The following is a 12224-nucleotide window of genomic DNA, read 5'->3' on the forward strand; positions in this document are numbered from 1 at the left end:
TCTTGGCGGAATCAGTACTCGAATTGCCCGCAGTATGCGTCGCGGATTGACCGGACCGCCGCGCATCGCCCCCATTTCCGGTTCGAAAGGCGCGCTTCATTCCATGAAACTGTCTGCCCGTACCGCCGTTCTCGCGGCATCCACCCTTTCGCTGCTGACCGCAGCTCCGGCCTTTGCTCAGGAAGCCACCAAGGGCGCCGAACGTCTGGCGCCCAAGGTCATGGTCATCACCATGTTTGGTGAGGAAGCCAAGCCATGGCTGGAAGGTGAAAACTTCACGCAGAAGATCAAGCTGCCTGGCTTGAGCCCTGAATATCCGGAGATCGACTGCACCGCAGCCGGCCTTTGCCATATGACAACCGCCATGGGTTTTGCCAATGCTGCAAGTTCCACGGCGGCCGTGGCGCTTAGCGACAAGCTCGACCTCAGCCACACCTATTTTCTGATTGCGGGCATTGCGGGCGTCGATCCGCAGCACGGCACACTCGGTTCGGCCCATTGGGCAAAATATGTCATCGACGCCAATCTCAGCCACCGCATCGATATCCGTGAAGCGCCGGAAGGCTGGAGCACGGATTTCTTCGGTCTTGGTGCGGCCAAGCCCGGCGAAAAACCCAAATGGGCTGCGGGCACGGAAGTCTTTGAACTGAACGGCAAGCTGGCCGATTATGCGCTGGCCACCACGAAGGATGTCGCCCTTCTCGATGGCGACGACGCGAAGGAATATCGCAAGCGCTACACGCAGGAAGCTGCCATCGGCGCGCCGAAAGTCACCATTTGCGATACGGCGTCCGGTGACACCTACTGGCATGGTGCAAAGCTCGGTGAAGCGATGAGCGATTGGGCCAAACTTCTGACCGACGGCAAAGCCGATTACTGCACCTCGCAGATGGAAGACAATGCCACGCTGACAGCACTCAAGCGCGCTGCGGATGCGGGCAAGGTGGATTTCAACCGCATCGCCGTCCTGCGCACCTCTTCAAATTTCGACCGGCAGGGCAAGGACCAGACCGCCATTGATTCCCTAGGCGCAAAGTCGGGCGGTTTCCCGCTGGCCACGACCAATGCTTACCGGGTCGGCAAGGCCTATGCGGACAGCATCATCGGCAAGTGGGACGCATGGGAAAAAGCACCGCAAACCGCTGCGGAATAAGGTCGTAACGGTATAACAACTCAAGATGAATGGCACCCAATGCGGCAGTTATTGGGTGCCATTTATTGCGATCCAATTTGAATCCAGTTTCAAGCAGTTGGCGGCAGAAATTGAATCATATCTTCAATCTGCGGTTGGCAGCCGACGCATGGTGAATTCGATCACATCGTCGGGCCGTTCACACCAGCTTTCAATCTCGGTCCAGTAAGCCGATTTGGGAAATGTATCGAACCATTCCCGCGCTTTTTCGCGCGCTGCCTGACGCGGCAGGGTGAATGTTTCACGGATGAAACCGTCGCGTGGCAACCGGCTTTTCTTGGCGCTGTTTTGAGCGCGGCTCTTCTCCAGCTGCTTACGCAAGCCTTCGAGCGGAGGACGGGGCGGTGCTGCTGTCATGCGATTGCCTCCCGGTTGGCTGGAAACACACGTATCCAGCCCCTTGATCACAAAAGATAGGGTAGCGGTTTTGCAAAGACGAGTCTTTTCTTGGGGAGAGCGATTTCGCCAAACTGTCGAAGCCGGTCTTCGCCCTATGCGCGCGGGGCGGAACTTGCTAAGCCAGCAGATATAGCAAAGCCTATTTCACCTTGCCATTTAACCTTGGCTGCACGCAGCGATCCGGCAGATTGCGCCGAGAGGAAACAACCAATGCAACGCGACGAAATTCCCGCTATCATCCCCCACGATATCGAGGAAAAGAAACAGGCGGCGCAACGCTGGTTCGAGGAACTGCGCGACCGCATCTGCTCAAGCTTCGAGCAGCTGGAAGACGAGCTGCAAGGCCCCCTGTCCGACCGTGAGCCGGGCCGCTTCGTGCGCACGCCCTGGCTGAAGGAAGAAGGCAAAGGTGGCGGCGGTGTCATGTCGATCATGCACGGGCGCGTTTTCGAAAAAGTCGGCGTTCACGTGTCCACCGTCTATGGCGAATTCTCGCCGGAATTCCGCAAGCAGATCCCCGGTGCGGAAGAAGACCCGCGCTATTGGGCAAGCGGCATTTCGCTGATCGCGCATCCGCAAAACCCGAATGTGCCAGCCGTTCATATGAACACACGCATGGTCGTGACGAGCCGCCAGTGGTTTGGCGGTGGCGCCGACCTGACCCCGGTCCTCGACCGCCGGCGCACGCAGGAAGATGCCGACACGCTCGCTTTTCACAAGGCATTCCGCTTCATCTGCGAAAAGCACAAGAATGTTGTCGACTATCAGCGCGTGAAGGACTGGTGCGACGAGTATTTCTTCCTGCCGCATCGCAATGAACCGCGCGGCACCGGCGGCATCTTCTATGACTGGCTGCATTCGTCGGATGAAAATGGCGGCTGGGATGCCGATTTCGCCTATACACGCGATGTGGGTCGCGGCTTTTCCGTCGTCTATCCGCATCTGGTGCGCCAGAACTTCAATCAGGACTGGACGCAGGCCGACCGCGACGAACAGCTCGTGCGCCGTGGCCGCTATGTCGAGTTCAACCTGCTCTATGATCGCGGCACGATCTTCGGCCTGAAGACCGGCGGCAATGTGAACTCCATTCTGTCGTCCATGCCACCCGTGGTGAAATGGCCGTAATTTTTTAAATAGAAAGGGCCGGATAACCGGCCCTTTTTTATATGCTAAAAGCGGGATGATGCGTGATGTCACCTTGCGGCATGTCTGGCCCAAAGGCCAGACACTGGACATATTCCGCAGCTATGCCCGGCATTTTCAGCCGCGGATCGGCTTTGAACCCGAACCGCCTGTAATAGCCGGGGTCGCCCACCAGAACGCAGCCTTTCGCACCGTCGGCCTGCAATAGGGCAAGACCCTCACGAACGAGTGCTCCGCCGATCCCTTCGCCCTGCCTTTCGGGCTGAACCGAGATGGGACCAAGCGCATACCAGCCCTTGTCCTCCCCGCCGATCTGAACCGGCGAGAAGGCCACATGACCGAGAACCGCGTCCCCGTCCACGGCAACCAGCGACAAAGTGAGCGCCGAGGCTGCACGAAGTGCATCGACGATCTCCCCTTCCCTCTGGTTACTATAAGGAACCGTGCTGAATGCTTCATCCGTCAGATGACGGATTGCAGCGATATCATCGGGCTTTTCCTTGCGAATATGCATGACGCCCTCCCTCAACGGTTATTGAGCTGAGCGCGAACATTTTCGCGCCCTTTAAGAGAAATGCGATAGGGACTGCCTGATCGGGATTCGATCAGCCGTTTGCGCCGCAATTGCTGGAACACAGCCATTGTACAATCGGCGAGCAGGTAACCCTCGCGGGTATAGCATTCGATTTCGCAGACGCGTCCGTCTTCGCGCAAATGGCGGATAAGGCCGCCTTGCGCCAGCACGTGCAACACGCGCTGTTCAATACGTGAGATATTCATTGTTGTTCATGCCTGGATGGAAACCATAACAAGCATCAGCACTCACGGACAGCGCACAGCTATCCACGGCCAATGCCGTTCCCGTCCCTGAACAACTGCCCGATCAGACGCTCTCAGCGTCCGTCATCGCAGTTCTTGTTCGGAACGATTAAAGGCTTCCAACAATCTCCAGCATCAACAATTCCTCTTTCAGAGGTGGGAAGGTCAGAGGGCCGATCGGCCCTCTGACCCGCATGTAAGATCGCATAGGGCGAAAGTCAAATCCCATCAGGCCTTTGGCTGATTGCGGAGCTTCTCGGCTTCTGCGTAGAACTTCTTTTCCCACTCATTGTGGTTGTCCAGCCCTTCCTTGATGAAGGGCGTGAAGATCGCGAGGTTCATCAGGCACCAGTTGACGAAACGGGCCGGGAACTTCAGTGGCTTCACGAAGTCGACAAACAGAACCACGCGCGTCTTGTCGCTGTGGTTCCACGCCTCATGCTCATAGGCGTCGTCGAAGATGAGAACCTTGCCCTCATGCCAATGGCAAACCTGCTTGTCGACGCGAATGGCCAGCTTTTCATTGGGCTCCGGCACGATGAGGCCGAGATGCAGGCGCAGCACGCCATTATAAGGCCCGCGATGCGGCGGCAGATGCTTGCCCGGTTCGAAGATTGAGAACATTGCCGTGGTCAGGCCCGGGATCTTGTTCACGATGCGCCATGTTTCCGGGCAGGTCTTGATGTTCTGCTCCGACTTCACGCCAAAGCCGAGCAGGAAGAATGTCTTCCAGCGATTATCGGTGGAAATCGTCTTCACGTCGGTCGAAATATCCTGAAAGGACGGCAGCTCGCTCTGGCGCAGCAGGATCGTGTCCAGCTCCTTGCGAATGGCAGGCCATTCCTTTTCAATTTCTGCCGCCCATGGGAAGGTCGCATTGTCATAAACAGGCGGATTGCCGAGCTTGGCATATTTCAGATTGAGGCTTTCCGCCCAGGAGACGATCCCCATGAAAAACCGGGTGATTTTGCTCGGGCGGTCCATTGCGGCAAGACCTTCAGTGCCGAATTTCTGTTTCGGATCAGAGGCTGCCTTATCTTGGATCGATGTATCGGGATTGGACATTTCATGCTCTTTCAAATCGGCGCTGAAAAGATTCCCAGCCATAAACTGATGAAACTACGGCTGAATTTTGCACACAAGCGGTCAGCTGTTCATTTTATCGCGATCAAGTTTCTCCAGAAGAGTGGCCCGGTCAAGGCTAAAACCGGAGTCGATCCAGAAAGTTTCAAGCGACCGCAACGCCACACCCAGACCCGGACCTTTTTCCACGCCAAGCGCCAGAAGATCACCGCCCGTCACGGGAAAGACGGGGGCTTCATAATGTTCCGCCGTTTCGAGCAACCGTGAAAAGCCGCCAGCGCGGATCATCGCGTCATCGCTGCCCGCTGCATCGGCACGCGCCGCCGCATAGGCAAGCTTGATCCGGTCCACCACCGCCTGTTTGCTGCCACGGTAAATCACCTTCTTCAAGGCTTGTTCGGACAGCTCCGGCTTCACCGCATCCGCCCGCGCCCAAGCCTCCAGCCGCGCACGCTCGGCATTGGACATTTTCAGGCGCTTGCCCATTTCTTCCATGCGCACCGCATCCGGCGGCACAATGCTCTCAAGCCGCAACAGCGGATCGGGCGACCAGCCAAGGTCGCCTTCGGAACGCACCAGACCATGAATGGCGTCGATGCCCCATTTTTCGCTTTCAGGCAGAACGAGGTTCAGCACACCGCCTTGTCGCATCCACAAAAGGGCGCGCGACGGATCGGGAGCGGACAGCAGCTTCTTCAGTTCCGACCACACGCGTTCGGCGGAAAGCTGCTCGATGCCGTCCTTCAGCCTAGCACTGGCGCGCAGGCCTTCGGCTTCCGGACGCCCGGAACCATACCAGGCGAAGAAGCGGAAAAAGCGCAGGATACGCAGGTAATCCTCGCGAATGCGCTGTTCGGCATCGCCGATGAAACGCAGTGTCCGGGTTTCAATATCGGCGAGCCCGCCGACATGGTCGATGATTTTGCCGTCCGCCGTCGCATAAAGCGCATTGATGGTGAAATCGCGCCGCTCGGCATCGGTTTTCCAGTCGGTTCCAAAGGCAACCTTGGCATGGCGGCCATCGGTCTCGACATCCTTGCGCAAGGTCGTCACTTCATAGGCATGTCCGTGGGCGACAACAGTGATCGTGCCGTGCTCGATGCCGGTCGGGACAGGCTTGAACCCTGCCTCCTCGGCCAATCGAACCGTTTCCTGCGGCACATGCGTGGTGGCAAGATCGACATCGCTGACAGCGGTGCCCAGCAATGTGTTGCGCACCGCACCGCCGACCACGCGCGCCTCCCCGCTGTCGCGGTTCAAGGCCTTGAACAGCGCCTGCAGAGACTTCGACTTCAACCAGCTCGCCGTGTCGGAAATGTTCACATTGTCGCTCAAACGTAGAGCCTTTCATAAAGTCCGCGAATGATTCCGGCGGTAATCCCCCAGATGAATCGCTCGTGATAGGGCATGGCGTAATAAAAGCGCTCCTTGCCATTGAGCACCCTGCTTTCGCGCCGGTGATTGGCCGGATTCATCAGGAAAGACAATGGCACCTCGAAAATATCAGCCACCTCATCCGGGTTCGGATGCAGGTCGAACGGCGTCTTGACCACAGCCAGAACCGGCGTGATCGAAAAGCCGCTGCCAGTCAGATAGCGTGGCAGATTGCCAATGATCTCTGCGCGCTCGGCTGCAAGGCCGATTTCCTCATTGGCCTCGCGAAGCGCTGCATGTTCCGCCGTTCCGTCGCCCGGATCGATGGCTCCGCCCGGAAACGCGATCTGGCCCGAATGTTTTCGCAACGTATCGGTGCGCTGGGTGAGAAGCACCGTCGCATCGGGACCGCGGTCCACCACAGGCACCAGCACAGCTGCGTCGCGCATCTGGGACGTAACCATGGCCTGCGTGAAGTCAGGATTGAGCGAATGATCGCCGGTAATCTCGCTGTGATCCGGCTGCCAGCTGCGAACGCGCTCGGCAAAATCACCAGCGGAAAACGCCGAAAGGGATTTCAGACCACGTTCCATCAGTACACCATCATTTCTGGGCTGCTTCCAGCGCATCGGCTGGCATGATCGGGAAGACGGCGCCGCCGGACCGCACAGCAAACATCGTCACGCCGTCGATCTCGATTTCCTCGCCGAGCCCGACCAGATCATACATCACGGAGCGCGTCACCAGCGCTTCCAGACGCCCGCGAACAAGTACATAGGGTTTCAATCCGTCGCTTTCTTGTTCAACGACGAACCGCAACGGATGCTCCGCATCGACTTCCACCACATCGCCGACATTGGTGCGGAATGTCAGCGTTTGTTCCAAGCCCTCACCGGAAATCTGCATTTCAACGGCAATGAACGGCGCATCTTCGACACGGATGCCGACCTTTTCGACCGGCGTGACGAGATAGGTCTTGCCGTCCTCGTCCTTGCGCAGCACGGTGGAGAACAGGCGCACCAGCTGTTTGCGGCCAATCGGCGTCCCCATATAAAACCAGGTTCCGTCGGCCTTGATCTCCATGTCGAGGTCGCCGCAGAAATCGGGGTTCCACCGCTCGACAGGCGGAATGCCGCGCTCTTTCGTTGACGGACCGCTTTGCGCATCGGCATGGGCGCGCGCGATCAGGGCTTCCAGACCGCTGGTCGTCCCGGCGCTTTGCATCGCGTTTTGCGGCGCAACTTTGCCTATAGGGGTGCTCTTTGTCATCCGACTCGGTTATTCCTGTTCGAATGTGTTTAATATGATGGAAGTCATGAAATAGTCACCGTTTCGCGGCTTGTCAGCATTATATGCGATTTATAAGGCACGTCCGCCAGAGCGGTCACATATTGCGAGGTCACCATGAGCGTCGTCATCACGCCTGAAACCGCCAACTCCGAGCAGATTGTTGCGGAAGCCGAACGGGCGCTCGCAGATATTGCACGCATCAAGGAAGGCGTCGGCACGGTTATCTTCGGACAAGAAAGTGTGATCGAGCGCACGCTCGTCGCCATTCTGGCAGGCGGCCATGCGCTGCTGGTCGGTGTGCCCGGCCTTGCCAAGACCAAGCTGGTTGAAACGCTGGGCGTAGTGCTCGGCCTCTCCGGCCAGCGCATCCAGTTCACGCCTGACCTGATGCCTTCCGACATCATCGGTTCGGAAGTCATGGAACAGGACGCCGATGGTCGCCGCTCGTTCCGCTATCTCAAGGGACCGATTTTCGCACAGCTCCTGATGGCTGACGAAATCAACCGCGCTAGCCCACGCACCCAGTCCGCGCTGTTGCAGGCCATGCAGGAATATCATGTCACGGTCGCTGGCCAGCGTTATGACCTGCCTGCGCCATTCCACGTTCTCGCAACGCAGAACCCGCTGGAACAGGAAGGCACCTATCCGCTGCCGGAAGCCCAGCTCGACCGTTTCCTGATGCAAATCGACATTCTCTATCCGGAACTCGACGCCGAGCGCCGTATTCTTCTCGAAACCACGGGCGTCGCCGAAGCGAAGCCCTACGAGATTCTCGATGCGGAACGTCTGAAGCAGATGCAGACACTGGTGCGCCGTATGCCGGTTTCGGAAAGCGTCGTCGAAGCGATCCTGAAGCTGGTACGCTCCGCGCGCCCTGATGCCGACAATGATCACGCCAGGCAGCATATCGCATGGGGCCCCGGTCCCCGCGCCAGTCAGGCGCTGATGCTCTGCGCCCGCGCCCGTGCGCTTTATGATGGCCGCCTCGCCCCTTCGGTCGACGATGTGAAGGCACTGGCCGAGCCGGTGCTGCAACATCGCATGGCGCTCAATTTCGCAGCCCGCGCCGATGGCATGCACATCCGCGATGTCATCGCCAATCTGGTAAAGGCTGCTGTCTGATGGTCATCGGCACGCAAGTTTCCACCGCAGATCGCAAGGATACGCTGGCCCGCGCGCGTGCACGGGCCGCGGCGATCCCCGATCTGCTGGTTGAAGCCCAGCGTGTCGTCAACACTGTCATGAATGGCTGGCACGGACGGCGCAAGCGTGGTCCAGGCGAGAATTTCTGGCAGTTCCGCCCCTATGTGCAGGGCGAGCAGCTTTCGCGTATCGACTGGCGGCGCTCCGCCCGCGACGATCATACCTATGTTCGCGACCGCGAATGGGAATCGGCCCATACGGTGTGGCTGTGGTGCGATTTCTCGCCCTCCATGCTCTACCGCTCGCAAATGTCGCCTGTTTCCAAGGAAGCCCGCGCGCTGGTGCTGACGCTGGCGTTGGCGGAAATCCTGTCACGCTCCGGCGAGCGCATCGCCTTTCCGGCACTGATCCCGCCTTTCGCTGCCCGCAACGGCGCGGAGCGTCTTGCCGGCGCTCTCATGCATGAAGCACCCACCAGCGCGTCCATGAGCCCGCTGCCGGATATTGCGCAGATCCGCCGTTTTTCGGAAGTGGTTCTCGTCTCCGATTTCCTGCACCCGTTCGACGAACTGACAGAACTTCTCGACCGGCTTGCGAAGCGTGGTGTGCGTGCGCATCTGGTCGAAGTTGCCGATCCTGCAGAAGAAACCTTCCCCTATTCCGGTCGCACCGAATTTCGCGATCCCGAGACAGGCGCGACGCTGGTTGCCGGTCGCGCCGAAACCTATGCCGAGGATTATCGCCGTCTTTACACGGCCCGGCGCCAAACCCTGTCGGACTTCTGCAAACGGCTCGGCTGGAGCTATTCCGTGCATCGCACCGACCGTCCGGCGGCGGAAGCGCTGGCGCGTCTCCATAGTGCGCTGAGCGCGACGGGGGCATTGGGCGCAACGGGGGCCAGCGCATGAATTTTCTGCCGCTTGCCTTTGGTTCGCCACTGATCCTAGCCGGTCTGGTCGCCCTGCCGGTGATCTGGTGGCTGCTGCGCATGACGCCGCCGCGCCCGCAGGAAGAAACCTTTCCGCCGCTGCGCATTCTGGCGCAGGTTTTCAAGCGCGAAGAAGTGCCCTCAAAAAGCCCGTGGTGGATGACGCTTTTGCGTCTGTTAATCGCCGCACTCGTGATCATGGCGCTGGCAGCGCCGATCTGGAACCCGCGTCCTGTCGCGCTGACCGGTCAGGAACCGCTGGCCATTGTAGTGGATAATGGCTGGGCCGCTGCCGAAGACTGGCAGCAGCGTGTCAACGCCGCCGAAAAGCTGATCGATGACGCGGAAGGCTCCAACGCGCAGATTTACATCCTTGGCACCGCAGAACCAGCCAATGCGGAAATCGGCCCCTATGACGGCACCCGCGCCACAGAACGGCTACAAGCCATGCGACCGCGCCCGATTCCAGTCGACCGTAAGGCGACGATGGAACGGCTGGCTTCCGCCCTGTCGGATGGCGTCAAAGTTCGCCTCGCCTTCATGAATGACGGGTTGGCGTCCCCTGTCGACGAAGAGACCTTTGCCGCATTGGACAAGACCGGCCATCTGGCAAATGTTCTCTGGTATGGTGCCAATCTTGACCGCACCCTTGCGCTGATCGGGGTGGATAACAAGGCCGACAGCCTCGAAGCCACCGCAATCCGCCCGGAAGGCGTGACCATGCCGCGCAGCCTGATGGCGGCGGCCTATGACGACAAGGGACGCCGCATCGCCGAAGCGCCACTGTCCTTTGCGCTGGGCAGCCCCGAAGGCACGGCGCATTTCAATCTGCCGGTCGAACTGCGCAACGATTTCCGCCTGATCCGCATCGACGGTGTCGAACAGGCAGGTGCAACGCATCTGATCGATGCCGGGTCCGAGCGGCGCACCATCGGCCTGATTGCCAGCGGCGACGGCGATCTCGCGCAGCCGCTTTTGTCACCGCTGCATTACATCAAGCGCGCCCTGACGCCTTACGCCAATCTGATTGAGCCGCGTTCCGCCGATCTGCTTCAGTCGGTCCCCGAACTGCTGGATGCCAAGCCGTCCATTCTCATCATGGCCGATATCGGCAACTTGCCGCCGCCTGTCGCAGAGCGGATTTCCGCATGGGTGGAAGAAGGCGGCACGCTGGTGCGCTTTGCCGGACCACGTCTGGCAAGCGCGAGCGACAATGATCCGCTGCTTCCGGTAAGGTTGCGCAAGGGCGAGCGTGCGCTTGGCGGCACCTTGTCCTGGTCTGAACCGCAGAAGCTGCGCGCATTCCCGGAAAAGGGCCCTTTTGCCGGATTGCCGATCCCTGAAGATGTCAATGTCAACCGTCAGGTGCTGGCCGAACCGTCTTTCGATCTCAACGACAAGGCCTATGCCATCCTTCAGGACGGCACCCCATTGGTCACAGGTCAGCAGCGCGGTCGCGGCAATATCGTGCTGTTCCATATTTCGCCGGACGCCACATGGTCGAGCCTGCCGATTTCCGGCTCCTTCGTGGAAATGCTACGCCGCATCGTGTCGCTGTCGCAGCGCACCGGCGCGCAGGACAATCAGGATGCTGTTTCACTGCCGCCGTTCCAGCTGCTTTCAGCCGCCGGTGCGCTAACGCCGCCAACCTCGGAGGCCAAGCCGCTGATCGTCGAGCGCAACAAAGAGGCCAGTGTCAGCATCAACACGCCGCCCGGTTTCTACGGCAATGAGGACGGTTTGAAAGCACTCAACATTTTCGCCGACAGCAACACCAAGCTGGAGCCGATCCGCCAGCCGACCCTCTCAGTCGGCGTCACGCCCGTCTCCTATACGGCAGATCAGTCGATATCGCTGGCAGGGCCGTTCTTTGCCGCTGCCGCGATGCTTCTGGCGCTCGATTCCCTGCTGATGCTGTGGCTGCGTGGCGCGTTCCGCCGCCGCATGAAAGTGCGCGCCAAAACGGCAGGGATTGCTTTGCTGCTCGCGGGAAGCCTTGCCGCCTTGTCTGCTGGTCATGACCGCGCCTTTGCACAAGCAGCGTCGCCACAGCCGCCACAAATTCATGACGACAGCAAGCCGGGCGATGAAGCGATCATCGGCTCGGTTTCGCAGACCCATCTTGCCTATATCATCACCGGCAGTGCCGAGACCGACAATATCAGCAAGGCCGGTCTGAAAGGTCTGACCTTTGCGCTGACCGACAAGACGGCGCTGGAACCCGGCGACCCGATCGGCGTTGACCCATCCAAGGATGAACTGGCCTTCTATCCGCTGATCTATTGGCCGATAGACCCGAATGCACCGATGCCAAGCCCTGAAGCCATTGCCAAGGTGGACGCCTATATGCAGCAGGGCGGCACAGTGCTGTTCGATACGCGCGACCAGTTGCAGTCGGGCGCGAGCCTTGATCCATCGGTCTCGCCAGCCAATCAGCGCCTGCGGGCCATTCTCGACGACATGAATGTGCCGCCGCTCGAACCCGTGCCCGACGATCACGTCCTGACGAAATCCTTCTTCATCATGCCGGATTTTCCGGGTCGTTATGAGGGAAGCCCGCTCTGGGTGGAGGCGACAGCCCCCAATGCCTCGCCGCACGACCGTCCGGTTAGAACCGGCGACGGCGTGACGCCGATCATGATCACCGCCAATGATCTGGCAGGCGCATGGGCCGTGGATGATCAGGGCAATCCCCTGCTCCCCACCGTGCCGAACGACCCGATGCAGCGCATCTATGCCATTCGCGGCGGCGTCAATATCGTGATGTACATGCTCACCGGCAATTACAAGTCCGATCAGGTCCATGTTCCGGCCCTGCTCGAGCGGCTGGGGAATTAGAGCATGATGTTTTGC

Annotated in this window: 12 protein-coding genes; 5 read left to right on the plus strand and 7 right to left on the minus strand. The window is 59.5% G+C overall.

The window, feature by feature from the left end:
- Positions 1–103 precede the first annotated feature (103 nt).
- Positions 104–1153 (plus strand): purine-nucleoside phosphorylase, encoded by a 1050-nt coding sequence (locus tag ACTJKP_RS04365; protein WP_440629801.1) that lies wholly within the window; start codon positions 104–106, stop codon positions 1151–1153.
- A gap of 123 nt (positions 1154–1276) precedes the next feature.
- Here the strand turns inward: ACTJKP_RS04365 and ACTJKP_RS04370 are convergent, their stop codons facing one another.
- Positions 1277–1549 carry a hypothetical protein gene (locus ACTJKP_RS04370; protein ID WP_078338758.1) on the minus strand — a complete coding sequence of 91 codons (273 nt, stop codon included), beginning with the start codon at positions 1547–1549 and terminating at the stop codon, positions 1277–1279.
- Between the two features lie 252 nt (positions 1550–1801).
- Here ACTJKP_RS04370 and hemF point away from each other — a divergent pair, with 252 nt between their 5' ends.
- Positions 1802–2716 carry an oxygen-dependent coproporphyrinogen oxidase gene (hemF, locus tag ACTJKP_RS04375; protein WP_078338759.1) on the plus strand — a complete coding sequence of 305 codons (915 nt, stop codon included), beginning with the start codon at positions 1802–1804 and terminating at the stop codon, positions 2714–2716.
- Positions 2717–2753: 37 nt separating this feature from the next.
- Here the strand turns inward: hemF and ACTJKP_RS04380 are convergent, their stop codons facing one another.
- The 6 genes from ACTJKP_RS04380 to ACTJKP_RS04405 all read right to left on the minus strand — a co-directional run bounded on the left by ACTJKP_RS04380 (position 2754) and on the right by ACTJKP_RS04405 (position 7279).
- A complete protein-coding gene (locus ACTJKP_RS04380) occupies positions 2754–3248 on the minus strand; it encodes a GNAT family N-acetyltransferase (protein ID WP_440629802.1) in 495 nt (164 codons plus the stop codon).
- A gap of 11 nt (positions 3249–3259) precedes the next feature.
- Complete coding sequence (locus tag ACTJKP_RS04385; protein ID WP_078338761.1) at positions 3260–3514, minus strand: YjhX family toxin; 255 nt, start codon at positions 3512–3514, stop codon at positions 3260–3262.
- Positions 3515–3781: 267 nt separating this feature from the next.
- On the minus strand, positions 3782–4618 hold the full coding sequence (locus ACTJKP_RS04390; RefSeq protein ID WP_151591953.1) for an aspartyl/asparaginyl beta-hydroxylase domain-containing protein: 837 nt from the start codon (positions 4616–4618) through the stop codon (positions 3782–3784).
- Between the two features lie 81 nt (positions 4619–4699).
- The gene (locus tag ACTJKP_RS04395; RefSeq protein ID WP_440629803.1) at positions 4700–5971 is read right to left on the minus strand and encodes a CCA tRNA nucleotidyltransferase; all 1272 of its coding nucleotides are present in this window, start codon (positions 5969–5971) and stop codon (positions 4700–4702) included.
- Positions 5968–6603, minus strand: a complete 636-nt coding sequence (locus ACTJKP_RS04400) for a CoA pyrophosphatase (protein WP_440629804.1) — start codon at positions 6601–6603, stop codon at positions 5968–5970. The genes ACTJKP_RS04395 and ACTJKP_RS04400 overlap by 4 nt, the downstream gene beginning before the upstream one ends.
- 10 nt (positions 6604–6613) lie before the next feature.
- Positions 6614–7279: a DUF1285 domain-containing protein gene (locus ACTJKP_RS04405; RefSeq protein WP_440629805.1), complete on the minus strand. Its 666-nt coding sequence runs from the start codon at positions 7277–7279 to the stop codon at positions 6614–6616.
- 135 nt (positions 7280–7414) lie between these two features.
- Here ACTJKP_RS04405 and ACTJKP_RS04410 point away from each other — a divergent pair, with 135 nt between their 5' ends.
- Genes ACTJKP_RS04410 through ACTJKP_RS04420 form a run of 3 tightly spaced genes read left to right on the plus strand, consistent with a single transcriptional unit; the run spans position 7415 to position 12209 of the window.
- Positions 7415–8422, plus strand: coding sequence for an AAA family ATPase (locus ACTJKP_RS04410; protein ID WP_138785270.1), 1008 nt, complete (start codon positions 7415–7417; stop codon positions 8420–8422).
- Positions 8422–9351, plus strand: a complete 930-nt coding sequence (locus ACTJKP_RS04415; protein ID WP_440629806.1) for a DUF58 domain-containing protein — start codon at positions 8422–8424, stop codon at positions 9349–9351. The genes ACTJKP_RS04410 and ACTJKP_RS04415 overlap by 1 nt, the downstream gene beginning before the upstream one ends.
- Positions 9348–12209, plus strand: coding sequence for a DUF4159 domain-containing protein (locus tag ACTJKP_RS04420; protein WP_440629807.1), 2862 nt, complete (start codon positions 9348–9350; stop codon positions 12207–12209). The genes ACTJKP_RS04415 and ACTJKP_RS04420 overlap by 4 nt, the downstream gene beginning before the upstream one ends.
- Positions 12210–12224 lie beyond the last annotated feature (15 nt).

This window comes from Brucella sp. 22210, from assembly GCF_052045675.1.
Classification (GTDB): Bacteria; Pseudomonadota; Alphaproteobacteria; order Rhizobiales; family Rhizobiaceae; genus Brucella.

Excerpts from the sequence above, each read along its gene's own strand:
- ACTJKP_RS04365 (WP_440629801.1), top strand. The coding sequence starts at position 104 with ATGAAACTGTCTGCCCGTACCGCCGTTCTCGCGGCATCCACCCTTTCG.
- ACTJKP_RS04370 (WP_078338758.1), bottom strand. The coding sequence starts at position 1,549 with ATGACAGCAGCACCGCCCCGTCCTCCGCTCGAAGGCTTGCGTAAGCAG.
- hemF (WP_078338759.1), top strand. The coding sequence starts at position 1,802 with ATGCAACGCGACGAAATTCCCGCTATCATCCCCCACGATATCGAGGAA.
- ACTJKP_RS04380 (WP_440629802.1), bottom strand. The coding sequence starts at position 3,248 with ATGCATATTCGCAAGGAAAAGCCCGATGATATCGCTGCAATCCGTCAT.
- ACTJKP_RS04385 (WP_078338761.1), bottom strand. The coding sequence starts at position 3,514 with ATGAATATCTCACGTATTGAACAGCGCGTGTTGCACGTGCTGGCGCAA.
- ACTJKP_RS04390 (WP_151591953.1), bottom strand. The coding sequence starts at position 4,618 with ATGTCCAATCCCGATACATCGATCCAAGATAAGGCAGCCTCTGATCCG.
- ACTJKP_RS04400 (WP_440629804.1), bottom strand. The coding sequence starts at position 6,603 with ATGGAACGTGGTCTGAAATCCCTTTCGGCGTTTTCCGCTGGTGATTTT.
- ACTJKP_RS04405 (WP_440629805.1), bottom strand. The coding sequence starts at position 7,279 with ATGACAAAGAGCACCCCTATAGGCAAAGTTGCGCCGCAAAACGCGATG.
- ACTJKP_RS04410 (WP_138785270.1), top strand. The coding sequence starts at position 7,415 with ATGAGCGTCGTCATCACGCCTGAAACCGCCAACTCCGAGCAGATTGTT.
- ACTJKP_RS04415 (WP_440629806.1), top strand. The coding sequence starts at position 8,422 with ATGGTCATCGGCACGCAAGTTTCCACCGCAGATCGCAAGGATACGCTG.
- ACTJKP_RS04420 (WP_440629807.1), top strand. The coding sequence starts at position 9,348 with ATGAATTTTCTGCCGCTTGCCTTTGGTTCGCCACTGATCCTAGCCGGT.